Genomic DNA, 25,927 nt, shown 5'->3' with positions numbered 1-25,927 from the left:
AATTCCCTTTACCTGGGCTGCACGCGGCAGCGTAATCGGATCGGTATCGGCCTCTCCCAGTGGGACGCGGTTTAACGCGGTGCGCGGATCATCACTCAGGCTGGGAGCGGCATTTTAAGGAGATATATCATACAGGTGAATAGTTGTTCCGTGCTTCCTATTTCTGTCGGCGAGGTGAGCAGCGGATTTGGCGGGAGGCTAAGCGGGGCGATCTCAGGCGCCGAGGTCGGCGCCTGAGGCGGATCAGCGCGTTTTTTTCTGCGGCATCATCAGCAGCAGCGCGTTATCACGGATGACATAGTGGTGGAACAGGGCGGCGGCGGTGTGCATCGCGATCAGGGCGTAGCCGATATTGGCCAGCACCACGTGCCACTCTTTTATCATGGACTTCATGGCCGGATCCGGGGTAACCCAGGGGGCGATGGTCACGCCAAACAGCGACCAGCTTTTACCGCCGTAGGCCATCAACGCGACGCCCAGCAGCGGGAGCGCCAGGAACCAGAGGTAGAGCGTCAGGTACATCATGCGCGCCGCCAGATGCTGCCAGCGCGGCGGCGGCGGCAGGATCGGCGGATCCGGCAGCATGTGACGCAGCCCAAGGCGTATCAGCATCGCAACCCATACCAGCACGCCGGCATTGTAGTGAACTTCGCGCATCAATAGATAGGCCGGCGAGTCCTTGGCAAACAGACCGCGGAACTCAATGCTGATATAGGCAATGGCAATCAGCAGCAGCGTTATCCAGTGCAGGGATATTTGTATTTTACTAAAGCGTTGCATGGTCTCTCACTCTCATTGGAATGTGACATTGTAGACTAGCTGAAAAATATTAAGAGACCCTTAAAGGGCTTTCTCTGATTTTATCCTGCGATGATGTCTGCGATGCCGTTCAATGACGCTGATATTCACGCCTGCGGCAATTATATGATGCCGTGCTCGGCCTTGGCCACATTAGGACAACGCTGCTGAAAGTAGCGTTGGGCGTCAATTTTTTCAAAAATAGCGCCGTCGATCGCGCTATTCAGCGAGAGGTTTTTGATGTCGATATTATTGGCCTTCATCACCCGGCTTGCATGCATAAAGGCCGGAATGATCAGCGGCTCCACTTTATCCGCTAAAAAGGTCGGCAGCATGCTGCCCGGGGTCTCATAGAAACGGGGTCGGTCAAAATTATTCATATCCAGCCCGGCGATAAATATCGTATTAAAGCCAAGGTAGGCGATGATCTGCAGCGCCCAATAGACGACGGTGCCCGCGTCGACGATGCCGCGGCGGATATCCTGGCTGAACGCGATGCTCAGGTCGCTGTCGGAAAAAAGGACGCTGCGCTCCTGCGCATAGCGCGCCCTAAGCTGGCGGGGCGTCAGGCTGGGGCAATAGACCTTTTCCGCGATATCCTCAATGATGGCCAGGCGGCAGCGGAGGACGTCGAGGGTAAAACGGTCGAGGATGCGAGCGATGCCGTGTACGGTGGTAAACAGGGTTAATCCGCGCTGTTTAATCACCTCCAGAACGACGTCCGGACGCCGATCGATAAACCCCATATCGACGATGACGTAAAAAGCGAAGTCAACCTTATTATGTAAAAAGTAAGCGCCGTTAACCCCGAGCGCGGGCATGGCGGGGAGCCGTTCAAAGCACAGCGTATTGACCGAGGGGCCACTCGCCGTCAGCAGCACGTCACCTTGAGCGCTGCGCTGCAGCTGGCTCAGCGGGACGATGGGGATCGCCTGCTTTTTATAACATAACGTTACAATTTCACCGCCGTCGCCGCGTGTGATTTTGACGTATGGCCAAAGATTTTCGTTATGGCGGTAGGGGCGTGGGTGGGAGTAGCGATAGAGCTGTTTAAAAAAAGAACCCATAATTCATCCAATTAGCTGATGTCTAACGCGGGGGTGTTCTTAAGCGTCATCATAACTTTATTTTTTTGCGATATTTTTAGCTTAAAGTCTTGTCTGTTGATGCTTTGTTTAACCGCTTCGTTTAACCGCGGCGTGCGGCATACGGCATATCGACGGCCGGCCGCGGGCGCTCGGGTGCCGGGAGAGGGCTTCGGTGCGGCACCTGACCTCTGCCGGAAAAAAATAGCACAGGCGCTGAGTTTTGCGAGGAAGGCGGCGGCGAGAGCGGCGCCGTCCATGGCGTCAACCGACGGTGAGGCGTCCGCGCCCATTGCCGCCGATGTTTTTACTTAAAAATAAAAGCAATGCTCAGCGCTATTATTGGGACTGCGGGAAGAGATATTGACGCTATCGATCGGGATCTCGGTTAATCAAAAAGAGGGATGTCGATGGCGCGCGGCGGAGATTGCGACCGTTGCTAAATAATGCATATGTGCAATAAGTAGCCTGGTAGTTATTAAGGTCTCTAACGGCACTATCGCATAATTGTATGAATTAATTGAGGGCTTTTTGAACAGATGGCCAGGGCTGAATCGCTCTGTTTCACATAAATCCCCTTATAGCGTAAAAAAAGCCAGTCAACTTGATGAAGATCAACCACAGCGGGGGGGCAAATCCTTAGCATTGCGCCCCTGAAAGCATTCCACCAGACGAATGCGCATAAACAGGAAACTGCAGAATGGTTGAGGATTCTTTTTTATCCGCTCACGGCATCAATCGTCGTGACTTTATGAAACTGTGCGCGGGCATGGCCGCCACACTAGGGTTAAGCTCCAATGCGGCGGCGGAAATGGCGGCAGCGATCACCAGTCCGCAGCGTCCTCCGGTTATCTGGATCGGTGCCCAGGAGTGTACTGGCTGTACCGAGGCCCTGCTGCGTTCCACGCACCCGACGCTGGAAACGCTGCTGCTGAACACCATCTCATTGGAATATCATGAGGTACTGTCATCGGCCTTCGGTCATCAGGTTGAAGAGAACCTGCACAACGCCATGGCGCGCTACAAGGGCAAATATGTCCTGGTGGTGGATGGCTCCATTCCGCTGAAAGACGGCGGCGTGTACTGCATGGTGGCCGGTGAACCTATCGTCGATCAGATCCGCAAGGCAGCCGCCGATGCGGCCGCGGTGATCGCCATTGGTTCCTGCTCCGCCTGGGGCGGCGTTCCGGCTACCGGCGGTAACCCGACCGGCGCCGTCAGCCTGGAAGAGGCGCTGGGTCGTCCGGTGATCAACATCCCGGGCTGCCCGCCGAACCCGCATAACTTCCTGACCACCGTGGTCTACTACATCACCTATGGCAAGCTGCCGGAGCTGGACAGCAAGCACCGTCCGCTGTTTGCCTACGAGCGCCTGATCCACGAGAACTGCGAGCGTCGCCCGCACTTCGACGCGGGTCGCTTCGCCAAAGAGTTCGGTGACTACGGCCACCGTCAGGGCTGGTGTCTGTATCACCTTGGCTGTAAGGGGCCGGAAACCTACGGCAACTGCTCGACGCTGGAGTTCTGCGACATCGGCGGCGGCATCTGGCCGGTGGGCATCGGCCACCCGTGCTACGGCTGTAACGAGCAGGGCGTCGGCTTTACCAAGGGGATCTTCCAGCTCTCCAGCGTAGAAAACCCGACGCCGCGCGCGGAAAAACCGCTGGTGGATAACAAAGAGGGCGGACATATTTCGCCGACGGCCACCGGCCTTATCGGCGGCGCGCTGGGGATCCTGGCCGGGGTGAGTCTGATGGCTGTGCGTGAGCTGGGTCGCCAGCAGAAGCGTAACCAGGCGGATCAACACGATTCACGGGAGGAGTAAACCGTGAACAGACGAAATTTTCTGAAGTTCGCCTCTGTCGGCGCGCTGGCGGCGGGGACTGCCGCCTCCGGCAGCGCTCAGGCAGCGGCCGAGAACAAGCCGCCGATCCCGACGGCGGTGGGGATGCTGTACGACTCAACGCTGTGCGTCGGCTGTCAGGCCTGCGTCGCGGAGTGTCAGCGGCTGAACAAAAATCAGCTGAACCCGAACGGCGATCCGATCTGGTCTAACAACGACAAGCTGACGCCCTATACCAATAACATTATTCAGGTATGGCGTGACGGCACCGGGGTTAATAAGGATCAGGTGGAAAACGGCTACGCCTACATCAAGAAGCAGTGCATGCACTGCGTCGATCCTAACTGCGTCTCCGTTTGTCCGGTCTCTGCGCTGCGCAAAGATCCTAAAACCGGGATCGTGACCTATGATCCGGACGTCTGCACCGGCTGTCGCTATTGCATGGTGGCCTGTCCGTTCGATGTGCCGAAGTACGATTACCATAACCCGTTCGGTGCGCTGCACAAGTGTGAGCTGTGCAACCAGAAGGGGCTGGAGCGTATCGATCAGGGCAAGCTGCCGGGGTGCGTTGAAGTCTGCCCCGCCGGCGCCGTGATTTACGGTACCCGCGAAGAGCTGCTGGCTGAGGCCAAGAAGCGTCTGGCAGCGCGTCCCGGCGCAGAGTATGCCTATCCGCGTCAGACCCTGCACAGCAACGACAGCTACCAGCACCCGGTCGCCCACTATCAGCCTTACGTGTATGGCGAGAAAGAGGGGGGCGGTACCCAGGTTCTGGTTCTGGCGGGTGTGCCTTACGCTAAGCTGGGGATGCCGCAGCTGGATGAGCTGTCTACCGGCGCCCGCTCCGAGCACATTCAGCATACGCTGTACAAAGGCATGATCCTGCCGCTGGTGGTCCTGGCCGGTCTTTCGGTAATGACCTATCGAAATACCAAGAATCACCATGACGGAGACGATGATAATGAGTGATCATAAAGCCAGTCCGCTCGGCGGGCGTTTGGTAAGCTGGCCCGTCGTGTTGCTGGCCCCGTTCATCCTGCTGTGCGGGATGTTTATCCTGAAGCGTTTGATCTTTGGTATCGGCTCCGTCGCCGATCTGAACGGCGGCTATCCGTGGGGGATCTGGATCGCGTTTGACCTGCTGATCGGCACCGGTTTCGCCTGCGGCGGCTGGGCGTTGGCCTGGGCGGTGTACGTGTTTAACCGCGGCGAATACCACCCGCTGGTGCGTCCGGCGCTGCTGGCCAGCCTGTTCGGCTACTCCCTCGGTGGCCTTTCCATCACCATCGACGTGGGCCGTTACTGGAACCTGCCGTACTTCTACATTCCGGGGCATTTCAACACCTCCTCGGTGCTGTTTGAAACGGCGGCCTGTATGACGGTGTATATCGGCGTGATGGCGCTGGAGTTTGCGCCGGTTATCCTGGAGCGCTTCGGCTGGAAGGTGTCGCTGAAACGCCTGAATAAGGTCATGTTCTTTATTCTGGCGCTGGGTGCGCTGCTGCCGACCATGCACCAGTCCTCCATGGGTTCGCTGATGATCGCCGCCGGTAAGAAGGTGCATCCGCTGTGGCAGAGCTACGAGCTATTGCCGCTGCTGTCGCTGCTGACCGCCTTTATCATGGGCTTCTCCATCGTGGTCTTTGAAGGCTCGCTGGTGCAGGCTGGCCTGCGCGGGCGCGGCCCCGATGAGAAAACCCTGTTTGCCAAGCTGGTGCGGGTGATCCAGGTGTTCCTGCTGCTGTTCCTGGTGCTGCGCTTCGGCGAGCTGGCGATGCATGATAAACTGCACTACCTGTTCCAGTTTGATCGCTACTCCGTCAGCTTCTGGTGTGAGGCGATGCTGATGCTGTTCCCGCTGCTGGCATTCTGCTCTGCGCGCTGCCGTAAAGACTCGCGCATTCTGTTTGTCGGCGCGCTGAGCATGCTGCTCGGCTCGGCCCTGTGGCGCTTGAACTACTCGTTGCTGGCCTTTGTGCCGGGCAACGGCTACGGATATTTTCCAACCTCTGAAGAGGTGCTGATTTCAATGGGCTTTGTGGCTATTGAAGTCGTTGCTTATTTGCTGCTGATCCGGCTGCTGCCGGTGTTGCCAGCGCTTGACCATTTAAAACACCAAGGTTATCAGGCCCAAGGGAAAGCTAAAGTATGAGCCAACGTATTACTATCGACCCGATTACCCGCATCGAGGGCCATCTGCGCATTGACTGCGAGATCGAAAACGGCAAAGTGACTAAAGCCTGGTCATCCGGCACCATGTGGCGCGGGATGGAAGACATCGTTAAGGGTAATGACCCGCGCGACGCCTGGATGATCGTTCAGCGTATCTGCGGCGTGTGTACCACCATCCACGCCATCGCCTCCGTTCGCGCTGTTGAAAGCGCCGTCGGCGCCAAGGTCCCGGTGAACGCGCAGTATATCCGTAACCTGATCCTGTCGGCGCACAGCATTCACGACCATATCGTGCATTTCTATCAGCTGTCGGCGATGGACTGGGTGGACATCACCGCCGCGCTGAAGGCCGATCCGAACAAGTGTGAAGCGATGCTGCAGGGCGTCTCCGCCTGGAAGCTGAACAGCGCCGGCGAGTTCGCCAAGGTACAGCAGAAGATCCGTAACCTGGTCGACAGCGGCCAGCTGGGGATCTTTGCCAACGGCTACTGGGGCCACAAGGAGATGAAGCTCTCTCCGGAAGTGAACCTGATCGCCGTCGCTCACTACCTGCAGGCGCTGGAGTGCCAGCGTGACGCCAACCGCGTCGTCGCCATTCTGGGCGGTAAGTCTCCGCATATCCAGAACCTGGCGGTCGGCGGCGTGGCCAACCCGATCAACCTCAACGCGCCGAGCGTGCTCAACCTGGAGCGCCTGATGTACGTCAAGATGTTCATCGAACGTCTGGGCGACTTCATTGAGCAGGTGTACAAGGTGGATGCGGCGATCATCGCGGCTAACTATCCGGAGTGGATGACCCTGGGCCGCGGCGCTCAGCACTACCTGAGCGTGCCGGAGCTGCCGACCGACGGCGACGGCGGTAGCTTCCTGCTGCCGGGCGGCTACATTGAAAACGGCGACATGGCCAACTACCGCCCGATCAACAGCCAGCAGGATCCGTGGCTGATCGCCGGTATCGCCGAGTGCAGCAAGCACTCCTGGTATCAGGACGACGCCAACCTGAAGCCGTGGGAAGGGAAAACCGAGCCGAATTATACCGGCTGGCAGGAAGACGGTAAGTACTCCTGGGTGAAATCACCGACCCTGTACGGCAAGGTGGTCGAAGTCGGCCCGCTGGCCGATCTGCTGGTGAAGCTGGCGGCCAAGCATGAAGACACCGTTAAGCATTACAACGAAGTCAATGGGCTGTACCAGACGCTGACCGGCAAGACTCTGCAGGTCGAACAGCTGCACTCCACCATGGGGCGCATCATTGGCCGCGCGGTGCGCTGCTGCGTGCTGAAAGATACCCTGATGATGCAGTGGCAGGCGCTGATCGACAATATCGGTAAAGGCGATCACGTGGCCTATATCCCGGCCGAAATCGACCCGAACAAAGAGTACCGCGGCGTCGGCTTCGAAGAAGCACCGCGCGGCGCACTGTCGCACTGGATCGTCATCAAGGGTGGCAAGATCGCCAACTACCAGGCCGTGGTGCCGTCAACCTGGAACTCCGGCCCGCGTAACGGCCAGGATGAGCCGGGCCCGTACGAGCAGGCGCTGGTCGGCACGCCGGTGGCGGACATCAACAAGCCGCTGGAGGTGGTGCGCACCGTGCACTCCTTCGACCCCTGCATGTCCTGCGCGGTGCACGTGGTGAACACCCTGGACGGCGAAACCACCAAGGTGAAAATTCTGTAATGAATACGCTGATTCTCGGGATTGGAAACCTGCTGCTCAGCGATGAGGCGGTCGGCGTGCGTATCGTCGAGCGCCTGCAGCGCGACTACCGCTTTCCGGCCAACGTCGAGCTGATGGACGGCGGCACCGCCGGCATGGAGCTGCTGGAGTACCTGGCCTGCCGCGATCACCTGATCGTGGTGGACGCCGTATTCAGCGGCAGCGAACCCGGCAGCGTCATCACGCTGCGCGACGACGAAGTCCCGGCGATGTTTAGCCGTAAGATTTCGCCACACCAGCTGGGGCTGGCCGACGTGCTGTCGGCGCTGCGTCTGACGGACGAGTTCCCGAAGAAGCTGACGCTGGTCGGTATTGAGCCGCAGTCGCTGGAGCCGAACATCGGTTTGACGCCGGCGATCGCCAGCGCGGTGCCGGTCGCGATGGACAGAGTGCTGGCTATCCTGCGTGAGCAGGGGATCCAGGCCCTGCATCAGGGGGATATCCATGCACAGTGAGTTCCCGCTCGATGCGCCGCCGGAGCAGGGCATGGTGGCTGGGCGCGTGGGGTTCGATAGCGATCCCGCCGCGCAGCTGATCGCGCAGTATCAGCAGATCGCCACGGGCGAGATGCACGATCTGCCGTTCTACCGCGCCGGGATCCCGGTCAGCGCCGTGATGCGTCCGTTTGACGGGCAGTGGATCGGCTGCGTGCTGACGCCGTGGATGCTGAGCGTGGTGATCCTGCCGGGGCCGGATCAGGAGTGGCCGGCGCGCAAGATCGGCGATCGTCTGGCGCTGCAGCTGCCGCGCGGCAACATGACCTTTATGGTCGGCGAGCTACCGCAGAGCGGACAGCTGCTCTCGTGTTCGCTGATGTCGCCTCTCGATCCCCATCTGGAGGCCGAGCAGGCCGAACAGCTGATGCGCGATACGCTGACCATGCTGCTCTCCCTGCCGGTGGCAGAAACCCACGAGGTGGATCTTTCCCGGCGCGCGCTGTTCAGCCGCCGCGGTTAAGCGTCCCTAAAAAAAACACCCCGCGCAGCGGGGTGTTTTTTTATGGACAGAGCCCGGCGTTATGCCCCTTCGAAGTGATACTTCATGTCGGTGGCATGGGTCATCTTGGTCACGACCTGACTGGTCAACTGATCGGTCAGCGTCAGCGCGTCCTGCATAGTTTTATCTTCAAACTGTTGCAGCAGCTGCTGGGCCTTCTTCGGCTGTGCTTTATAGAGCTTCAGGTATTCTTGCTCCATGCTCTGCTGGCGCAGGGCGGTCTGTTGCTCAAACGCGTTATAAGCGCGCTGAACGTCCGGCGCATAGGCGTTGTAATCCTGCATCACCAGGGTTTGCAGCGTGCGGAACTTCCAGTTGACGGAGTCATCGCTGGCCCGATCGCTCCCCTTGTCATAGCCCGGCAAATAGTGCTCAATGCCTTGATAGTAAGGGACATAGACACTCAGCGCAGACATTCCGAAGGCGACGTATTCCACCTCGCCGATCGCTGTTGGCAGGTGAGGACGCACCTGCAGGATGTGCGACTCCTGGGTGCGGAATACGGAGATCGGGCGGTAAGGCTCTTGCGGGTTGTTGTTGGCATAGGGGTCGTGCGCGGTCCCCTGGTAATGGTTACGCAGCGCCTGCTCGACGTCGGCAATGCTGATTTTCTTGGCCGGGGTGAGGAAGACCGGGAAGTTTTTACCGTCGGTGATGGTGGTCTTCAGCTGCGGGTTGAACATGTGCTGCAGCGTCCAGACGCGCGGATAGTTATAGGTCACATCGTTTTCGACGTCCTGGGAGTAGGCCTTGTGGAAGTCGAAGGCGCCGTCTTTCGGGTTGTACAGCCCATGCTGTTCGGCAAAGCTGATCAGGGTCGGAGAGCCCAGGTAGTTTGCGGTGTCTTTCGGATCGTACTGACGCAGGCGGCCCTGGTTGGCGGAGACCAGGTACTTGTCCGCCGGCAGACGGGTCGCCATCCACTGGTGGCCGCTGCCGGTCTCCAGATACCACAGGTCGTGCTGGTCGACGAAGGCCACGCCAAAGCCTTCGCCGGCGCCTTTCTGCTCGATGATCTTGCCCAGCAGCTCAACGCCCTCACGCGCGCTGTGAATCCGCGGCAGTACCACGGTCTGGATAGCATCCTCCGTGATCCCGGTTTTCTCTACATAAGGATCGGCCTTCAGCGCCGGTTGCCCGTTGTAGATGGTTTCGGTCGCGGTCATGCCGACGCCGGCGGCGTTGAAGCCGGCCTCACCCATTGATTTATCCTGGGTATCAAAGTCGTGAATGGCGGTGTAGCGCAGCGCCTCTTTCGGTAGCGGGTAGGTAAAGTCATTGCCGTGGGATTTAAACACCCCGTGCTGATTATGGGCCGCCGGGTGGATGACCATATGCTTGGCGTTATTTGCTGAGTAGTCTTCATTTCGCGCTGCGATAAAAGAACCATCGGTCGTGGCCTGATTGCCCACCAGTATCGTCGTGCAGGCCATGGCCTGACCGACGCACAGCGTAGCGATCGCTGCCGCAAGCAGAGTGGTTTTCATAAGTGACTCCAATCGTTATAGGTATTGTTTCGTAAATCTTCTTCACAGTAGATCGCGTCAGCGTCAGTTACAAACCATGCTAATAAAAAGCGCGTTACCTTTTGTAAGCGGAAATGACCACAGCGCTCGTCGAGCATAGCGGATCGAATAAACCGCATAAAATCGCCAAAAAGTGTGATTAATGTCACTTTGTGTTGTAATAATCGCAACCTCATCAAATAGCGGTGTGATGTCCATCAATGAATATTGCCGATTCGCCGCTACACTACGCTTTTTGTATCAGGAGTGTCTGCGATGTCCGTCTTACTTGCCATTGCCTTAACTACGGGGATTCTGTCGGCCGTGTGGGGATGGGTCGCCATCAGCCTCGGGCTGTCGGCCTGGGCCGGTTTCCTGGGCTGTACCGCGTACTTTGCCTGTCCGCAGGGGGGGCTGAAGGGGCTGGGCATCTCACTGTGTACCCTGTGCAGCGGCGTGTTCTGGGCGGAGATCATCATCAACGGCAGCGCGCTGCAGCCGCATATGGCGCTGCTGGGGTATGGGCTGACCGGCGTGGTGGCCTTTCTGATGTGTGTTCAGGCCTGTCAGCGCTGGCTCTCCTTTGTCCCGGGAACCTTTATCGGCTGCTGCGCCACCTTTGCCGCCGGCGGTGACTGGCGCCTGGTGATTCCGTCGCTGCTGCTGGGGCTGCTGTTTGGCTACGGGATGAAAAACAGCGGTCTGTGGCTGGCGGCTCGCCGGCGCCGCAGTACGCCGCTGCCGGATGACGCGCGCGCCGACGGCGCAGAGGTGCGCTAAATCGGGGACGTCACGCTGGCGGCTTTTTCAACGATTGTCCGCCAGTGAGAGCGATATCACCTTCATCCGCTTTTTTCTCTTTAATCCCCCGTATAATTCACCACTCTCCTAACCGCAGTTATCCCCGACCGAGGTTGTCGTGCACCATTTTACCGCTCTGATACAACGCATTGTCCCCCTGCTACAGAAAGCGGCCCAGCAGGGTCCGGGACTGGTCAGAGTGGCGCTGCCCTTTGCGGCGCATGACAGTGATTCGATGCTGACGTGGCTGGCGACCCAGCCGCTGTACCCGCAGTTTTATTGGCGCCACCGCAGCGATGAAGAAGAGGCCGCGGTGTGTGGGGCGCTGCAGGTGTTTCGCGATGCCGAGCAGGCGCAGGCGTTTATTCGGCGACACGGCCAGCCGGATCTGCGGATCTGGGGGCTGAATGCCTTCGATCGCGTGGCGCTGGATGGCTATGGTGAGGTGGAGAGCCTGCTGTTTTTGCCGCGTCTGGCGCTGCTGCGCCGCGGCGATAGGGCCGAGCTGGTGGTATACCTGTACAGCGAAACGTCGCTGCAGGCGGATCTGCCGCGGGCGCTGAGCGATCTGGCCGCGCTGCTGCCGCCGCAGCCGCTGGGCGCCCTACAGGCCCAGGTGCTGAGCGCCGCCCATCAGCCCGATCGCGACGCCTGGTGCGCGCTGCTGACCCAGGCGCTGGCGGCGATCGCCCGTAATGAATTTGCCAAGGTGGTGATGGCGCGCCGCACCACCCTGACCCTCAGTGAGCCTCTGCGCGCGGCGCAGTTTCTGGCCGCCAGCCGAGCGGTCAACCACCGTTGCTACCACTTTATGCTGGCGCTGGCGCCGCACCGGGCATTTTTGGGATCGTCGCCGGAGCGGCTGTACCGTCGCATCGGGGTGCAGCTGGAGACCGAAGCGCTGGCCGGTACCGTCGCCCGCGGCGAAAACGAGGCGCAGCGCCGGGATAACGCGGCCTGGCTGATGCAGGATGGCAAGAATCAGCATGAGAACCTGCTGGTGGTCGATGATATCTGTCAACGCCTGCGCAGCGGCGCGGGCGCGCCGACGCTGGAGGTGATGGCGGCGGAGATCGTGGCGCTGCGCAAGGTGCAGCACCTGCGCCGCAGCATTCGGGTGACCCTCAACCGGCAGGATGACGCCGAATGCCTGCGTCGTCTGCAGCCGACGGCGGCGGTGGCCGGCCTGCCGCGTGAGCCAGCTCGCTATTTTATTATGCGCGATGAACCCTTTGCGCGCGGCTGGTACGCGGGCTCCGCAGGCTACCTTTCGCTGGTTCAGGCCGAGTTTGCCGTTGCGCTGCGCTCGGCGCTGATCGAAGACGATCGCATCCATCTGTACGCCGGCGCCGGCATCGTGGCGGGCTCGGATCCGCAGCAGGAGTGGCTGGAGATTGAGAATAAGGCGGCCGGTCTGCGTACGCTGCTGGAGGGCGAAAGCCTGTAGCACCCGGTGGCGAAAGCTGCGATCGGGGCGACACATGCGCAGCACACGGATTGTGATATGAGGGCGTCTGGTGTACCATATTGGTCATATTTTACATTTGATTCTCTTTTAAATCATGGCGTTACATTGTGTCTCTGGGTGGAGGTGCACTGTATGCCAACGCGTGCGTCAGGGAAGCCGCTGCCAGCCTGTTCGCTGCAGCCGCAGGACGCGCAATCCGCTAAGTCACTGTTGAGTCGCCATGTCATCTATTCTGTTTAACCGTCGCTGGGCCTCGGTGCTGCTTGAAGCGTTGACCCGTCACGGCGTACGTCATGTCTGTATCGCTCCCGGTTCCCGCTCTACGCCGCTGACGATGGCGGCGGCGGCCCATCCCCGCCTGCATAGCCATACCCACTTCGACGAGCGCGGCCTGGGGCATTTGGCGCTGGGGCTGGCTAAGGTCAGCGGCCAGCCGGTGGCGGTGATCGTCACGTCGGGAACGGCCGTCGCCAATCTCTATCCGGCGCTGATCGAGGCCGGACTGACCGGTGAACGGCTGATCCTGCTGACCGCCGACCGCCCACCGGAGCTGATCGACTGCGGCGCCAACCAGGCGATCCGCCAGCAGAACATGTTCGCCTCTCACCCGACGGAAACCCTCAATCTTCCAAGGCCTACGCCGGATATCTCCGCCGCCTGGCTGGTTTCTAGCGTCGATAGCGCCATGGCTCGCCTCGACCACGGCGCGCTGCACATCAACTGCCCCTTCGCCGAGCCGCTGTACGGCGAGGATGACGATGGGCAGCAGGGATGGTCTGCGGCGCTGGGCAGCTGGTGGCAGGGCGAGACGCCCTGGCTGCAGGAGAGCGCCCCCTATGCGGGCGTGGTGCGCGCCGAGACGGATTGGGCGCAGTGGCGCCGCCGTCGCGGGGTGGTGCTGATTGGCCGCGTTGACGCCGAGGCGGGCCGGCAGGCGGCCGCCTGGGGTGAGGCGTTGGGCTGGCCGGTGCTGGGGGATGTGCTGTCGCAAAGCGGCCAGCCGCTGCCCTGCGCCGATCTGTGGCTGCCTCACGCCGAGGCGCGCCGCCTGCTGGCGCAGGCCGAGATCGTCGTGCAGTTTGGCGCCAGCCTGACCGGGAAGCGCCTGCTGCAGTGGCAGGCGGCCTGTAAACCGCAGCGCTACTGGCTGATCGATCCGTTGCCGGGGCGGCTGGATCCCGCCTGTCACCGCGGCCGCCGTCTGGTGGCGCCGGTGCAGGCATGGTTACAGGCGCATCCGGCGCAGCCTGCCGCCCCCTGGGCACCCGAGCTGAAGGCGTTGGCCGAGCGGGCGGCCCAGTGCGTTGAGCAGACGCTGCAGGCGTCGTTTGGCGAGGCGCAGGTGGCGCATCGGCTGGCGCAGCTGCTGCCGCTGCGGGGACAGCTGTTTGTCGGCAATAGCCTGATCGTGCGTCTGGTCGATGCGCTGGGGCAGCTGCCCGCAGGCTATCCGGTATACAGCAACCGCGGCGCCAGCGGTATCGATGGCCTGGTCTCGACCATTGCCGGGGTACAGCGCGGCAGCGGGCTGCCGACGCTGGCGATCCTCGGCGATCTGTCGGCGCTGTACGATATTAACGGCCTGGCGCTGCTGCGCCAGGTGACGGCGCCGACGGTGGTGATCGTCGTGAATAACAACGGCGGACAGATTTTCTCCATGCTGCCGACGCCGCCGGCGGAGCGCGAGCGTTTTTACCTGATGCCGCAGAATGTGGACTTCCGCCACGCGGCGGCGCTGTTTGATTTGGCCTACGCCTGCCCAGCGGACTGGGCGGCGCTGAGCGAGGCGGTCGCCCAGGGCTGGCGGCACAGCGGGACGACGCTGATCGAACTGCGGGTGCCGGGCACGACGGGCGCGGAGGCGCTGCAGCAACTGCTGGGTAAGGTGGCTGCGCTGTGATCCTGGCCTACCGCCGCCTGGCGGCCGCGTCTCCCGCGGCGCCGACCCTGGTATGGCTGCATGGCTTTCTCGGCAGTCACCGTGAGTGGTTGGCGCTGGCGCAGGCATTACCGCAGTATGCGCACGTGCTGATCGACCTGCCGGGACACGGTGAGTCGGCGGCGCTGACGGTGGACGACTTTGCCCAGTGCGATGCCGCGCTGCGCGATACGCTGCGCGCCGCCGGGGTAACATCCTATGGGCTCATCGGCTATTCGCTGGGCGGTCGCCTGGCGATGTATCATGGCTGCCAGGGAGCACCCGGGCTATGGGCGCTGGCGGTCGAAGGGGGGAACCCCGGTCTGGAGACGGCCGCGGAGCGCCAGGCGCGGCGGGCGCACGACGGCCGCTGGGCCGAGCGCCTGCGCCGCGAGCCGCTGGCGCAGGTGCTGGACGATTGGTATCGACAGCCGGTGTTCGCCGATCTGAACGCGGCGTCGCGGGCCGCCCTGGTGGCGCTGCGCGCCGGACAGTCCGGTGCGGCGCTGGCGCAGATGCTGCAGGCGACCTCGCTGGGTGCCCAGCCGCCGCTGGGCGCGGCGCTGGCGGCGCTGACCTCGCCTTTATGCTATCTGTGCGGTGAGCGGGACGCCAAGTTTCGCGCGCTGGCTGGGCGCTGGCGGCTGGCGGTTCGCCTGATAGACGGCGCCGGCCACAACGCCCACCGCGCCAACCCACGGGCGTTTCTCGACGCGCTGGGGACCTTTTTAATGACATCAACTCCCGGCTGACGCGCCAGACGCGCCGCCGGGTCGGCACCATTATTAACAGGAAACGTATTATGCTGTATCCAAGCGAACAAGAGCTGTATGCCCCGATCGCATGGCAGGACTGCAGCGGCGACTTTGAGGATATCCTCTATCACAAGTCCGCCGACGGTATTGCCAAAATCACCATCAACCGCCCGCAGGTGCGTAACGCATTTCGCCCGCTAACGGTGAAAGAGATGCTGCAGGCGCTGGCCGACGCGCGCTATGACGACGGCATCGGGGTGATCGTGCTGACCGGCGCCGGTGATAAGGCGTTCTGCGCCGGCGGCGACCAGAAGATCCGCGGTGACTACGGCGGCTACCGCGACGACAGCGGTGTGCATCATCTCAATGTCCTCGACTTCCAGCGTCAGATCCGCACCTGTCCGAAGCCGGTGGTGGCGATGGTTGCCGGCTATGCGGTCGGCGGCGGCCACGTCCTGCATATGATGTGCGATCTGACCATCGCGGCGCAGAATGCCCAGTTCGGTCAGACCGGCCCGAAGGTTGGCTCCTTCGACGGCGGCTGGGGTGCCTCTTATATGGCGCGCATCGTCGGTCAGAAAAAAGCCCGCGAGATCTGGTTCCTGTGCCGGATGTATGACGCGCAGCAGGCGCTGGATATGGGGCTGGTCAACACCGTGGTGCCGCTGGACGATCTGGAAAAAGAGACCGTACGCTGGTGCCGTGAGATGCTGCGCAATAGCCCGATGGCGCTGCGCTGCCTGAAGGCGGCGCTCAACGCAGACTGCGACGGTCAGGCCGGTCTGCAGGAGCTGGCGGGGAATGCCACCATGCTGTTCTACATGACGGAAGAGGGGCAGGAAGGGCGCAACGCATTTAATGAAAAGCGTCAGCCGGACTTTTCCAAGTTTAAGCGGAATCCGTAATGCGTCAGGTCACGTTGTATCGCTACCGTCTGCCGGTGGAAGCCGGCGTTGCGCTGCGTAACCAGCGGTTGAAAAGCCGCGATGGGCTACTGGTGCGACTGCGTGAGGACGGGCGTGAAGGGTGGGGCGAGATAGCCCCGTTACCGGAGTTTAGCCGTGAAACGCTGCCCGAGGCGCAGGAGGCGGCATGCCAGCTGCTGGCGGCGTGGCAGGCGGGCGCGACGCCGGCGGAGAGTCCGCTGCCGTCGGTTGCCTTCGGTCTGAGCTGTGCGTTGGCGGAGCTGTCCGGCACGCTGCCGCAGGCGGCCAACTACCGCTCCGCTACGCTGTGCAACGGCGACCCCGATGCGCTGTTTCAGGCGCTGCAGTCGATCCCCGGCGAAAAAGTGGCCAAGGTGAAGGTCGGGCTGTATGAGGCGGTGCGCGACGGGATGATCGTCAACCTGCTGCTGGAGGCGCTGCCGGATCTGCGTCTGCGTCTGGATGCCAACCGTAGCTGGACCCGGGCCAAGGCGGATGGCTTTGCCAAGTATGTCAATCCGGCCTGGCGCGATCGCATTCTGTTCCTGGAGGAGCCGTGTAAGACCCGCGATGAGTCGCGCGCCTTTGCCCGCGACACCGGGATCGCCATCGCCTGGGATGAGAGCGTGCGCGATGCGGACTTCCGCGTCGAGGCCGAGCCGGGCGTGGCGGCTATCATCATCAAGCCGACCCTGACCGGTAGCCTGCAGCGCTGCCAGCAGCTGGTGGCGCAGGCGCATCAGGCGGGACTGAGCGCGGTGATCAGCTCCAGCATTGAGTCCAGCCTGGGGTTGAGCCAGCTGGCGCGCATGGCGGCCTGGCTGACGCCGCAGACGCCGCCGGGTCTGGATACCCTGACGCTGATGCAGGCGCAGCTGCTGCGGGCCTGGCCGGCCTGTACGTTACCGCTGTGGGGTGAGGATACGCTGGACCGGGTATGGCAGGCCTAAGCGGCGTCGACGACTGGCCCTGGCGCCACTGGGCGCGCCAGCGCCCGGCCGACGGCGCGCTGCGTAGCGACGGCGAGGTGATTGCCTGGCAGACGTTGGCGCAGCGCATTGATGGGCTGGCCGGCGGATTCAGCGCACAGGGCGTCGTCTCCGGGGCCGTCGTTGCCCTGCGGGCGAAGAATGGGCTTGAGACGCTGTATGCCTATCTGGCGCTGCTGCAGCTGGGCGCCCGGGTGCTGCCGCTGAACCCACAGCTGCCCGCCGCGCTGCTCGATGTCCTGCTGCCGCGGCTCAATGTGGCCTTTGCGCTGGATCTGGCGCCCGCGCCGGCGCTGACCTGGCCCGAGGGGATCCAGGCGCTGCGCCTGCGTGCGGACGCGGCCGCGGCGTCGGCGCCGTGGTCCCCCCAGCGCCAGGCGACGCTGACGCTGACCTCGGGGTCCAGCGGGATGCCCAAGGCGGCGGTGCATACGGCCGCCGCGCATCTGGCGTCGGCTCGGGGCGTGCTCTCTCTGATGCCGCTGACGGCGCAGGATACCTGGCTGCTGTCGCTGCCGCTGTACCATGTCTCCGGGCAGGGGATCGTCTGGCGCTGGCTGCTCGCCGGCGCTCGCCTGGCGCTGCGTGCGATGCACCCGCTGGAGCAGGCGCTGGACGGCTGCAGCCATGCGTCGCTGGTGCCGACCCAGCTGTGGCGTCTGCTGCAGTCATCCCAGCCGGTGGCGCTGCGCGATGTGCTGTTGGGCGGGGCGATGATCCCGCTGGCGCTGACCCAGGCGGCGGAGGCGCGCGGCATTCGCTGCTGGTGCGGCTATGGTCTGACGGAGATGGCCTCGACGGTGTGCGCCAAGCGTGCGGATGCCCTGCCGGGCGTGGGGACGGCGCTGCCGCAGCGTGAGGTTTGCCTGGCGGCGGACGGCGAAGTCCTGCTGCGCGGTGACAGCCTGGCCTGTGGTTACTGGCAGGAGGGCCGACTGCACCCGCTGTTGGGCGACGACGGCTGGTTTCATACCCGCGATCGCGGCGCGTGGGCGTCCGGTGAGCTGCGCATACTGGGGCGGCTGGATAACCAGTTTTTCAGCGGGGGTGAGGGGATCCAGCCGGAGGATATCGAGCGTATTCTGCAGCAGCATCCGGCGGTTTCTCAGGCCTTTATCGTGCCGGTGGATGACGCCGAGTTTGGTCAGCGTCCGCTGGCGGTGGTGGAGTGCAGCGTGGCGACGGCGTCGCTGGCCGCCTGGCTGGAAAGCCGGGTAGCGCGCTTTCAGCGCCCGGTAGCCTGGCTTTTGCTGCCCGAGACGCTGAAAAGCGGCGGAATTAAAATCGCTCGTCGTCAGGTGCAGCAGTGGGCCGAGCAGGCTTACCGCGCGCAGGCGGCGCGGCGCTGAGGGTAGGCTATGCCGCCGGTTCGCCGTACGGCGACGTCGGGATAATCTTAAATAGTGCGCCCGGGTTGGCAACGAGGCGCTTTTTTTATTCTGTTTCCCCGGACTTCCCGCTATGCTAACGCCCTCGAGGCGCTCTGCGCCCCCTCCCGCCGCCGATGGTACGCGGCGCGGGGCGGTGAGCCGATGACCCCGCTGGGCGGGCGGATGCCGGAGGCGCATTTTTCACCGGCCGAGCGGCTGGGCGCCGGGAAAATGTTGGAGCACATTTTTTTATGTTTGATAAGGAAAATTCAATGAAGAAGTCGTTTTACTGCCTGGTAGCCGGCAGCGCGCTACTGTTGAGCGGGGCGGCTCAGGCGATCAGCCTGAACGGACAGGCCGGTAAAGATTTTACCAATCTTGAAGTCGGTCTGGGAACCGAGTCGTCAGGCCTGTACTCAACCCTGAACTGGGCGCACAGCGATAACGACGGCGATATCGTTGGTCTGGGCCTGGGGCTGGGCGTACCCTTGGGTTCTGCCATCATCTCGGTAGGCGGTAAGGCCATGTATATGAATCCGAAGCACAGCGGCGGCGGCAGCGATGACTATGCCGTCGCGATCGGCGGTGGCGTTAACCTGCCGCTGGGGCAAAGCTTCGCTCTGTACGGCTCGGCCTACTATGCGCCGGACTCCCTGTCCAGCGGGATCAAAGACTACACGGAGGCCACCGGTGGGGTGCGCTGGAACGTGATGCGTCCGCTGAGCGTGGACGTCGGCTACCGCTATATCAACCTGGCCGGTAAAAACGGTCACCGCGATAACGCGATCGCCGATGGTCCCTACGTTGGCGTCGGTCTCAGCTTCTGACGATCGGTGCGGCGGCGCGAATGCGCCGCCTGCTTTTCCCGCGCGTCCCTGTTCGTCTCTGCCTGTCTCTCTCCCTTTTTCCTCTCTCGACTCAGTACATCAGCGGCAGTCCCAGCCCCCGTTTGATCGCCACCAGCGTTTGCTGGCTCACTTCGCGCGCCCGTTCGCTTCCTGCCTGTAGGATCTGCAGCAGCTGGGCGCGATCCGCCAACAGTTCGGCGCGCCGCTGACGGATCGGCGCCAGCAGGGTCTGCAGACACGCCTCCAGCTCGCGTTTACACTGGCTGTCGCCGAGGCCGCCGCGCCGGTAGTGCGCCTTCATCTCGGCCACCCGGTCGGCGCTGGGATGAAAGGCGTCGAGATAGGTGAAGACGACGTTGCCCTCGACCCGTCCCGGATCGCTGACCCGCAGGTGGGCGGGATCGGTGTACATGGCGTGAACCGCCGCCCGGATCTGCGCGGGATCGGCGCTGAGCGGCAGGGCATTCCCCAGGGATTTGGACATCTTGGCGTTGCCGTCGATGCCCGGCAGTCGGCCTACCTGACTGAGAATCGCCTGGCAGGGACGCAGCACCGGCTGCGGCAGCAGGGCGTTCATCCGCTGGACGATCTCGTTGGTTTGCTCGAGCATCGGCAGCTGATCGTCGCCGACCGGGATACGATCGGCGCAGAACGCGGTGATATCGGCGGCCTGACTTATCGGATAGAGCAGAAACCCGGCCGGCAGCGAGTGGGCAAAGCCTTTCTGGGCAATTTCGGTTTTTACCGTGGGGTTGCGCGCCACGCGCGCCACGCTGACGATATTCATATACAGCATCGTCAGCTCCGCCAGCGCGGGCAGCGCCGACTGCAGGCACAGCGTCGCTCGCTGGGGATCGATGCCGACCGCCAGGTAGTCCGCCATCACCTGCAGAATGTTGTCTGCCACCTTTTGCGGGCGGCTGCCGTTATCGGTCAGCCCCTGCAGATCGGCGATCATCACATACAGCGGGAAGCGCTGCTGCAGCGCAAGGCGCTGGCGCAGGGAGCCGACGTAGTGGCCGAGATGCAGTGGGCCGGTGGGACGATCGCCGCTCAGGCAGATGTGTTGTTCAACGTGGTTGGGGGAAGAAAGGTGTTGCATGGTCGCTCTCCGTTAATCGATAGCTGCGCCGGAGTGCGTCCATAGAAAACATCAAGCCGCCTTCCGGCGGCTTGGTCACTGAAATGAGAAGTACACAGTATCGGGCCGCCGCAGTAAACGGCGCCACCAGCGAAAGGGGGTCAGACGGAACAGTGTGCTTTTCATCGTTTCACCATACTGCCTTATCCCACCGCTGGCAAGAGCCCGGCCGCGATCGACAGCTGTATGGCGATCACCGCGACGCCGCACAGCAGCACCAGCCACAGCAGCGGGCGGCCGCCGGCGACCCGGTAGCCGTTGGGCAGTCCGCCGTGACGACGGCGGGTCTGCCATACCAGCAGCGCCGGTAGCAGCAGCGCCAGCACCGCCAGCGCGATGGCGGCGTAGCCCAGCGCCATGACGAACCCCTGCGGATAGAACAGGGCGAAGGCCAGGGGGGGAATAAAGGTCAGCATACCGGTCTGTAGGCGCCCGGAGGCGCTGCGGCGGCGCTGGAACAGATCGCCCAGATAGTCAAACAGCCCCAGCGACACGCCGAGAAACGAGGTCGCCAGCGCCAGGTCGGCGAACAGATGCACCGCCAGCTCGACGTGAGGGGTCGCCACCACGGCGCGCACCGCCTGCAGCAGTCCGTTCAGCCCGGCGTGGGTCGCCAGCAGGCCGAGGAAGGTATGGTTGCTGATGGCGCCCAGGGTGGCCAGCTGCCAGAAAATGTAGGCCAGCAGCGGAATGGCGCTGCCGGTAATGAAGATGAGGCGCAGGCGGCGCATATCGCCTTTCATGTAGCTGACGATGCTCGGCACGCTGCCGTGGAATCCAAAGGAGGTAAAAATGACCGGAATGGCCGACAGCGCCAGCCCTTTTTCCAGCGGCAGGCTGAGCAGGTTGGTGCGCTGAATATGGGGCATCATCAGCGCCAGCATCACGACCAGCAGCACGATTTTGGCGCTGAACAGCAGGCGATTGAACAGATCGACCGAATGGGTACCGACGCTGACAATCGTGCCGCCGACCAGCGTGAACAGCAGTACGCCCAGGGTCGGCGAGACCGACAGCGACAGCCACTGCCCCAGGCTGGCAGCCAGCAGCTCACCGGCGCCGCTGATATAGGCCGCGGTGAGCGCGTACATGAGGAACAGCATGCTGATACCGGCCAACCATTGGCCGGGACGCCCCAGATAGCGGCGGGCCAAGGTGCCCAGCCCCTCATCGGCCGGGGCATGCTGATAGACCTCGACCATCAGCAGGGCCGTATAGCACATCAGCGCCCACAGCGCGATCAGCATCACCAGCGTGGTGCTAAAGCCGACGCCGGCGGCGGCCAGCGGCATCGCCAGCATCCCTGCGCCAATGGTGGTTCCTGCCACGATAAAAATACTGCCAATTGTACGATTTCTCACGCTTTCCTCTGCTTTACTGCTCCAGGGAGTTATTTAATGGCAGCGTACGGGAAAATATCACCTTCGTCAAACTGACGTTACATTATATGTAATTATTTATTTACACACAAAGGGGCGTCGTCGGCATCGGATCGTCGGCGCCGGCGCGGCGAGAGGTATTGTGCATCGTCCGGACACTTCCTAAAGTGGGAGAGGGCCTAAAACGGAGTGAACCATGTTACGAGTTGAGATGTTGAGCAGCGGCGATGAGGTGCTGCACGGTCATATCCTGGACAGCAACGCGGCCTGGCTGGGGCGCTGGCTGTTTGAGCACGGCGCGCCGCTGTGCGGCCGCGCGACGGTGGGCGACGAGATCGCGGCGCTGTGTGCGGCGATAGCGGGCGCTGCTCGACGCGCCGACGTGCTGATTGTCAACGGCGGCCTGGGGCCGACCCGTGACGATCTCAGCACCCAGGCGGCGGCTCAGGTGCTGGGGGTGGCGCTGGAGGAGAACGACGCCTGGATGGCGCGGATGCAGGTCTGGTTCGCCCAGCGCGGACGGAGCATGCCCCCCAGCAACCGTAAGCAGGCCTGGCTGCCGGTCGGGGCCGAGGTGCTGGATAACCCGATCGGCACCGCCTGCGGCTTTGCCGTTACGCTGCATGATTGTCTTATTTTCTTTACACCCGGAGTGCCCAGCGAGTTTATGCTGATGGTCGAGCAGCAGATCCTGCCGCGCCTGCGGCAGCGCTTTCGTCTGCCGCCGCCGCCGCTGTGTCTGCGGCTGAGCACCTTTGGCCGCACCGAGAGCGGTCTGGCTGAACAGCTGGAGACGCTACCGCTGCCCCCCGGCTGCACGCTGGGCTACCGCTCCGCGTCACCGATCATTGAGCTGAAGCTGACCGGTCCCGCCGAGCAGGCGGCGGCGATGGAGACGGCCTGGGCGCAGATCCGCGCCGCGGTGGCGGAAAACCTGCTGTTTGACGGATGCGACGGCATCGCCGCGCGCGCCGCCGCCGCGCTGCGGCGCGCGGGCGTCAGGCTGGCGCTGAGCGAACAGTTCAGCGCCGGGCTGATCCACTGCTGGCTGCGGGCGGCGGATGCGCCGCTGGTGAACGGCGAGCTGCTGGCGCATGAGGGGCACCCGACGCTGGATCAGGTGATGGGGCGGGCGCGAATACTCTCCGCCGGCCGCGCGGGGGTGCTGACGCTGGCCAGCGGTGAGCTGCTGGAGGATACCCTGACGCTGGCGCTGCATACTCCGCGGGGGAGCTTTGGCCAGACGCTGTGCTTTCCCTCCGCCCGCCACAGCCAGACGCTGCGCCGGGAGGCGTGCGCGACGCTGGCGCTGGATATGCTGTGCCGCTACCTGGATGGGCGCTCGCCCTTTGGTCACTATGAGTGGCCGCGTTGTCTGGAACGCCGAGAGGGGGTCTAGTCCGCGCAGGCGGGACCGCCTAGCCGAGCCGCTGTAGCACCTGCTCAATCGCCGCGCGCAGCCGCGCCCGATCGTGGCGGTAGGGAATATCGTCGGCGGCCAGCGGCCCCTGTACGAGGGTTATGCTGGCGTCGATACGGTCGATCTCGGTTTGCGGACCGACGATCGCGGCGTCGATGTGGCGTCCGCCCATGGCATCGCTCAGGCGCCGCAGCTTTTCCGGCAGCCGTAGCGCGCCGGCCGGGCTATGTTCGCGGGCCAGATTGCCGATATAGACCAGCGGTGCCCCGGTGCGCCGCAGCGCCTGGCTGAGTTCGTCGACCAGCAGAATGGGCATCAGGCTAGTGAAGTAGCTGCCGGGGCCCAGCAGGATAAGGTCGGCGCGGCCGATGGCCTCAATCGCCTCGCGGGTTGCGCTCACGGTGGGGGAGAGCAGCAGCTGGCGCGGCATCTGCTGCAGCCTATCGATATCGACCTCGCCGTGGATCCGGCTGCCGTCTTCGGCGATGGCGCAGAGGTCGGTCGGCTGCTCGGACATGGGGATCAGCTGGGCGTCCACCTTCAGCAGGCTGCGGATCAGGTTAATCGCCTCCAGCGGCCGCACGCTCAGGTGATCCAGCGCCTTGAGCATCAGGTTGCCCAGATTGTGCCCCGCCAGCTCGCCGCTGCCGTTAAAGCGGTATTCAAACATGGCCGAGGCGACGCTGGGCTCGGTGATCAGCTGGTTCAGGCAGTTGCGCAGGTCGCCCCAGGCGATGCCGCCTTCGGCGCGCCGGATACGCCCGGTTGAGCCGCCGTTATCGGTCGTCGTCACGATGCCGGTCAGCCGCGGGCCAAGGGGGCAGAGTGCCGACATGACGCGGCCCAGTCCATGGCCGCCGCCGAGGGCGACCACACAGTCCAAATCAGCCAGGGTGCGGTTTCGCATAGGGTTCCTTTTCGGGCGCAGTGGGGGCGCCTACGATAGCGGATCGGCGCGAAAAAGGCGAAGCCGCGCGGCGGTTGCGTGACATGTATCAATTGCAACCGGCGTGATTTTGGTTACTATGAAGACTAACCTACTGAGATATAAGCGTTATATTTTTGATTATATAACGCTTGGCCGCTGCAGAAGGTCGCGCTGAGCGCCTGCGCTGCACCGGTCCGTTGACCGTCGCGTCTTTTTTGCCCCGGAGTGCGTCTGCGCCGTCCGAGGCAAAGAAGAGGTTTCAGCAACAGCCCGCTATGGCCTGCGGCAGCACGCCGCCCGCGCGGGTATTTTTGAACTCCGAGCCCTGATGCCTAAGTGTGCGCTCCTGCGCAGATAAGGTCTCTTGGCCGTGGCTTCGCGCCACCAGGGTGTCAGGTAGAAATGCCGGCGCCTCCCGACTTGGAAAGGTGTTTATCGTGTCCCAGTTAACCGACGCATTTGCGCGCACATTCTATTATCTGCGTCTGTCAGTCACCGATGTGTGCAACTTTCGTTGCACCTACTGCCTGCCGGACGGCTATCGTCCAGATAGCCACGCTGCCAAGCGCTTCTTATCGCGCGATGAGATCCGCCGTATCAGCCATGCCTTTGCCGCGCTGGGCACCGAAAAGGTGCGCCTTACGGGCGGTGAACCCACCCTGCGTCGCGATTTTTGCGATATCGTCGCCGCCGTGCGCGAGAATCCCGCGATCCGTACGCTGGCGGTGACCACCAACGGCTATCGCATGGCGCGCGACGTCGGCGCCTGGCGCGATGCCGGACTGACGGCGATCAACGTCAGCGTGGACAGCCTCGATGCCCGTCAGTTTCACGCCATTACCGGCGAGGATCGCTTCGCGCAGGTGATGGCGGGGATCGATGCGGCCTTTGATGCCGGCTTCGAGCGAATCAAGGTCAATACCGTGCTGATGCGCGGCGTCAACGATGGCAGTCTGAAGGCTTTTTTGCACTGGATTCGCCGCCGACCGATTCAGATGCGCTTTATCGAGCTGATGGAGACCGGCGACGGCAGCGAGCTGTTCCGCCGCCATCACGTGTCCGGCGCAACTATCCGTGCCCAGCTGCTGGCGGCGGGCTGGCAGCGTCGTCTGCCGGGGCGCAGCGACGGTCCGGCGCAGGTCTTCTGGCATCCGGATTATCTGGGCGAGGTCGGTCTGATCATGCCCTATGAGAAGAACTTTTGCGCCAGCTGTAACCGTCTGCGGGTGTCCGCCGTCGGCAACCTGCATCTGTGCCTGTTCGGCGAGCAGGGGATCGCCCTGCGCGATCTGCTGCAGGAGGATGCGCAGCAGGCGGCGCTGCAGGCGCGCATCGCCGCAGCCCTGCGCCATAAGCGGGAGAGCCACTTCCTGCATCAGGGCGACAGCGGCCATACCCAGAACCTTTCTTTCATCGGCGGCTAGTCCGCCGGGTAGACCCACCTTTATACAGCGAAGAACGATGAGCCAGTTAACCCATATTAATGCGGCCGGCGAGGCGCACATGGTTGACGTTTCCGCCAAGGCGGAGACGGTACGTGAAGCGCGCGCCGAGGCCTATGTCACCATGCGTCAGGATACCCTGGCGATGATCATCGACGGTAAACACCCTAAGGGGGATGTGTTTGCCACCGCCCGCATCGCCGGGATCCAGGCCGCCAAGAGCACCTGGCAGCTGATCCCGCTGTGCCACCCGCTGCTGCTGAGCAAGGTCGAGGTGACGCTGAGCGTCGAACCGGCCCACAGTCGGGTGCGCATCGAGACCTGCTGCCGTCTGTGCGGCAAGACCGGGGTAGAGATGGAGGCGCTGAGCGCCGCCTCGGTGGCCGCGCTGACCATTTATGACATGTGCAAAGCGGTGCAGAAG

Annotated in this window: 23 protein-coding genes and 1 riboswitch; of the genes, 17 read left to right on the top strand and 6 right to left on the bottom strand. The window is 62.9% G+C overall.

Features of this window, described 5'->3' with window-relative positions:
* Nucleotides 1-243: 243 nt before the first annotated feature.
* Together BRD58_RS12250 and BRD58_RS12245 are read right to left on the bottom strand one after the other, a co-directional pair.
* On the bottom strand, nucleotides 244-780 hold the full coding sequence (locus BRD58_RS12250) for a cytochrome b (protein ID WP_012849200.1): 537 nt from the start codon (nucleotides 778-780) through the stop codon (nucleotides 244-246).
* A gap of 140 nt (nucleotides 781-920) precedes the next feature.
* Entirely contained in the window at nucleotides 921-1,865 is a 945-nt protein-coding gene (locus BRD58_RS12245; RefSeq protein ID WP_073383160.1) for a sugar glycosyltransferase, read from the bottom strand.
* A gap of 718 nt (nucleotides 1,866-2,583) precedes the next feature.
* Between BRD58_RS12245 and hybO the strand changes: the two genes are divergently transcribed.
* From hybO to hybE, 6 genes are read left to right on the top strand one after another with little or no spacing between them, the layout of a single operon-like run.
* A complete protein-coding gene (gene hybO, locus BRD58_RS12235; protein WP_012849197.1) occupies nucleotides 2,584-3,708 on the top strand; it encodes a hydrogenase 2 small subunit in 1,125 nt (374 codons plus the stop codon).
* A 3-nt stretch (nucleotides 3,709-3,711) separates the two neighbouring features.
* Nucleotides 3,712-4,695, top strand: coding sequence for a hydrogenase 2 operon protein HybA (gene hybA, locus BRD58_RS12230; RefSeq protein ID WP_012849196.1), 984 nt, complete (start codon nucleotides 3,712-3,714; stop codon nucleotides 4,693-4,695).
* On the top strand, nucleotides 4,688-5,878 hold the full coding sequence (gene hybB / locus BRD58_RS12225) for a Ni/Fe-hydrogenase cytochrome b subunit (RefSeq protein WP_012849195.1): 1,191 nt from the start codon (nucleotides 4,688-4,690) through the stop codon (nucleotides 5,876-5,878). The genes hybA and hybB overlap by 8 nt, the downstream gene beginning before the upstream one ends.
* Complete coding sequence (gene hybC, locus BRD58_RS12220; RefSeq protein WP_012849194.1) at nucleotides 5,875-7,578, top strand: hydrogenase 2 large subunit; 1,704 nt, start codon at nucleotides 5,875-5,877, stop codon at nucleotides 7,576-7,578. The genes hybB and hybC overlap by 4 nt, the downstream gene beginning before the upstream one ends.
* Complete coding sequence (locus tag BRD58_RS12215; RefSeq protein ID WP_012849193.1) at nucleotides 7,578-8,072, top strand: HyaD/HybD family hydrogenase maturation endopeptidase; 495 nt, start codon at nucleotides 7,578-7,580, stop codon at nucleotides 8,070-8,072. Before hybC ends, BRD58_RS12215 begins: the two co-directional genes overlap by 1 nt.
* Nucleotides 8,062-8,574: a hydrogenase-2 assembly chaperone gene (gene hybE, locus BRD58_RS12210; protein WP_012849192.1), complete on the top strand. Its 513-nt coding sequence runs from the start codon at nucleotides 8,062-8,064 to the stop codon at nucleotides 8,572-8,574. The genes BRD58_RS12215 and hybE overlap by 11 nt, the downstream gene beginning before the upstream one ends.
* Nucleotides 8,575-8,633: 59 nt before the next feature.
* Here hybE and BRD58_RS12205 read toward each other — a convergent pair whose 3' ends face one another.
* Nucleotides 8,634-10,100, bottom strand: coding sequence for a C69 family dipeptidase (locus BRD58_RS12205; protein ID WP_015461910.1), 1,467 nt, complete (start codon nucleotides 10,098-10,100; stop codon nucleotides 8,634-8,636).
* 294 nt (nucleotides 10,101-10,394) lie between these two features.
* Between BRD58_RS12205 and BRD58_RS12200 the strand changes: the two genes are divergently transcribed.
* The 8 genes from BRD58_RS12200 (at nucleotide 10,395) to BRD58_RS12165 (ending at nucleotide 19,172) form a co-directional block, all read left to right on the top strand.
* Nucleotides 10,395-10,898 (top strand): DUF1097 domain-containing protein, encoded by a 504-nt coding sequence (locus tag BRD58_RS12200; protein WP_012849190.1) that lies wholly within the window; start codon nucleotides 10,395-10,397, stop codon nucleotides 10,896-10,898.
* A gap of 139 nt (nucleotides 10,899-11,037) precedes the next feature.
* Nucleotides 11,038-12,366 (top strand): isochorismate synthase MenF, encoded by a 1,329-nt coding sequence (menF, locus tag BRD58_RS12195; RefSeq protein WP_012849189.1) that lies wholly within the window; start codon nucleotides 11,038-11,040, stop codon nucleotides 12,364-12,366.
* A 241-nt stretch (nucleotides 12,367-12,607) separates the two neighbouring features.
* The gene (gene menD / locus BRD58_RS12190) at nucleotides 12,608-14,287 is read left to right on the top strand and encodes a 2-succinyl-5-enolpyruvyl-6-hydroxy-3-cyclohexene-1-carboxylic-acid synthase (protein WP_073383154.1); all 1,680 of its coding nucleotides are present in this window, start codon (nucleotides 12,608-12,610) and stop codon (nucleotides 14,285-14,287) included.
* Nucleotides 14,284-15,057, top strand: a complete 774-nt coding sequence (menH, locus tag BRD58_RS12185; protein ID WP_073383150.1) for a 2-succinyl-6-hydroxy-2,4-cyclohexadiene-1-carboxylate synthase — start codon at nucleotides 14,284-14,286, stop codon at nucleotides 15,055-15,057. Before menD ends, menH begins: the two co-directional genes overlap by 4 nt.
* Before the next feature lie 50 nt (nucleotides 15,058-15,107).
* Complete coding sequence (menB, locus tag BRD58_RS12180; RefSeq protein ID WP_012849186.1) at nucleotides 15,108-15,965, top strand: 1,4-dihydroxy-2-naphthoyl-CoA synthase; 858 nt, start codon at nucleotides 15,108-15,110, stop codon at nucleotides 15,963-15,965.
* On the top strand, nucleotides 15,965-16,936 hold the full coding sequence (gene menC / locus BRD58_RS12175) for an o-succinylbenzoate synthase (protein ID WP_012849185.1): 972 nt from the start codon (nucleotides 15,965-15,967) through the stop codon (nucleotides 16,934-16,936). Before menB ends, menC begins: the two co-directional genes overlap by 1 nt.
* Nucleotides 16,924-18,324 carry an o-succinylbenzoate--CoA ligase gene (gene menE, locus BRD58_RS12170; RefSeq protein WP_073383146.1) on the top strand — a complete coding sequence of 467 codons (1,401 nt, stop codon included), beginning with the start codon at nucleotides 16,924-16,926 and terminating at the stop codon, nucleotides 18,322-18,324. Before menC ends, menE begins: the two co-directional genes overlap by 13 nt.
* Before the next feature lie 293 nt (nucleotides 18,325-18,617).
* Nucleotides 18,618-19,172 (top strand): YfaZ family outer membrane protein, encoded by a 555-nt coding sequence (locus BRD58_RS12165; RefSeq protein WP_012849182.1) that lies wholly within the window; start codon nucleotides 18,618-18,620, stop codon nucleotides 19,170-19,172.
* Between the two features lie 91 nt (nucleotides 19,173-19,263).
* On the opposite strand, the gene trpS is transcribed toward BRD58_RS12165, so the two are convergent.
* Entirely contained in the window at nucleotides 19,264-20,295 is a 1,032-nt protein-coding gene (gene trpS / locus BRD58_RS12160; protein ID WP_012849181.1) for a tryptophan--tRNA ligase, read from the bottom strand.
* Nucleotides 20,296-20,477: 182 nt separating this feature from the next.
* Complete coding sequence (tyrP, locus tag BRD58_RS12155; RefSeq protein ID WP_012849180.1) at nucleotides 20,478-21,695, bottom strand: tyrosine transporter TyrP; 1,218 nt, start codon at nucleotides 21,693-21,695, stop codon at nucleotides 20,478-20,480.
* 214 nt (nucleotides 21,696-21,909) lie between these two features.
* Here tyrP and BRD58_RS12150 point away from each other — a divergent pair, with 214 nt between their 5' ends.
* Nucleotides 21,910-23,112 (top strand): nicotinamide mononucleotide deamidase-related protein YfaY, encoded by a 1,203-nt coding sequence (locus tag BRD58_RS12150; RefSeq protein ID WP_073383141.1) that lies wholly within the window; start codon nucleotides 21,910-21,912, stop codon nucleotides 23,110-23,112.
* Nucleotides 23,113-23,131: 19 nt separating this feature from the next.
* Here the strand turns inward: BRD58_RS12150 and BRD58_RS12145 are convergent, their stop codons facing one another.
* Nucleotides 23,132-24,040: a gluconeogenesis factor YvcK family protein gene (locus tag BRD58_RS12145; RefSeq protein ID WP_073383137.1), complete on the bottom strand. Its 909-nt coding sequence runs from the start codon at nucleotides 24,038-24,040 to the stop codon at nucleotides 23,132-23,134.
* A gap of 325 nt (nucleotides 24,041-24,365) precedes the next feature.
* A riboswitch (molybdenum cofactor riboswitch) is annotated at nucleotides 24,366-24,508 on the top strand.
* Between BRD58_RS12145 and moaA the strand changes: the two genes are divergently transcribed.
* Together moaA and moaC are read left to right on the top strand one after the other, a co-directional pair.
* Complete coding sequence (moaA, locus tag BRD58_RS12140; RefSeq protein WP_034167925.1) at nucleotides 24,496-25,485, top strand: GTP 3',8-cyclase MoaA; 990 nt, start codon at nucleotides 24,496-24,498, stop codon at nucleotides 25,483-25,485. (Overlaps the previous riboswitch by 13 nt.)
* A 37-nt stretch (nucleotides 25,486-25,522) precedes the next feature.
* Nucleotides 25,523-25,927 (top strand): cyclic pyranopterin monophosphate synthase MoaC (gene moaC, locus BRD58_RS12135; RefSeq protein WP_236721597.1); only part of this gene is annotated, 405 nt, incomplete at its 3' end.

Origin of the sequence: Edwardsiella piscicida (assembly GCF_001896205.1) — a bacterium.
GTDB lineage: Bacteria > Pseudomonadota > Gammaproteobacteria > Enterobacterales > Enterobacteriaceae > Edwardsiella > Edwardsiella piscicida.
This window is presented reverse-complemented; position numbering and strand designations above follow the sequence as displayed.

Bases quoted from the DNA above. Each gene is read 5' to 3' on its own strand.
- BRD58_RS12250 (WP_012849200.1), bottom strand. From the start codon at position 780: ATGCAACGCTTTAGTAAAATACAAATATCCCTGCACTGGATAACGCTG.
- BRD58_RS12245 (WP_073383160.1), bottom strand. From the start codon at position 1,865: ATGGGTTCTTTTTTTAAACAGCTCTATCGCTACTCCCACCCACGCCCC.
- hybO (WP_012849197.1), top strand. From the start codon at position 2,584: ATGGTTGAGGATTCTTTTTTATCCGCTCACGGCATCAATCGTCGTGAC.
- hybB (WP_012849195.1), top strand. From the start codon at position 4,688: ATGAGTGATCATAAAGCCAGTCCGCTCGGCGGGCGTTTGGTAAGCTGG.
- hybC (WP_012849194.1), top strand. From the start codon at position 5,875: ATGAGCCAACGTATTACTATCGACCCGATTACCCGCATCGAGGGCCAT.
- BRD58_RS12215 (WP_012849193.1), top strand. From the start codon at position 7,578: ATGAATACGCTGATTCTCGGGATTGGAAACCTGCTGCTCAGCGATGAG.
- hybE (WP_012849192.1), top strand. From the start codon at position 8,062: ATGCACAGTGAGTTCCCGCTCGATGCGCCGCCGGAGCAGGGCATGGTG.
- BRD58_RS12205 (WP_015461910.1), bottom strand. From the start codon at position 10,100: ATGAAAACCACTCTGCTTGCGGCAGCGATCGCTACGCTGTGCGTCGGT.
- BRD58_RS12200 (WP_012849190.1), top strand. From the start codon at position 10,395: ATGTCCGTCTTACTTGCCATTGCCTTAACTACGGGGATTCTGTCGGCC.
- menD (WP_073383154.1), top strand. From the start codon at position 12,608: ATGTCATCTATTCTGTTTAACCGTCGCTGGGCCTCGGTGCTGCTTGAA.
- menB (WP_012849186.1), top strand. From the start codon at position 15,108: ATGCTGTATCCAAGCGAACAAGAGCTGTATGCCCCGATCGCATGGCAG.
- menC (WP_012849185.1), top strand. From the start codon at position 15,965: ATGCGTCAGGTCACGTTGTATCGCTACCGTCTGCCGGTGGAAGCCGGC.
- menE (WP_073383146.1), top strand. From the start codon at position 16,924: ATGGCAGGCCTAAGCGGCGTCGACGACTGGCCCTGGCGCCACTGGGCG.
- BRD58_RS12165 (WP_012849182.1), top strand. From the start codon at position 18,618: ATGAAGAAGTCGTTTTACTGCCTGGTAGCCGGCAGCGCGCTACTGTTG.
- trpS (WP_012849181.1), bottom strand. From the start codon at position 20,295: ATGCAACACCTTTCTTCCCCCAACCACGTTGAACAACACATCTGCCTG.
- BRD58_RS12150 (WP_073383141.1), top strand. From the start codon at position 21,910: ATGTTACGAGTTGAGATGTTGAGCAGCGGCGATGAGGTGCTGCACGGT.
- BRD58_RS12145 (WP_073383137.1), bottom strand. From the start codon at position 24,040: ATGCGAAACCGCACCCTGGCTGATTTGGACTGTGTGGTCGCCCTCGGC.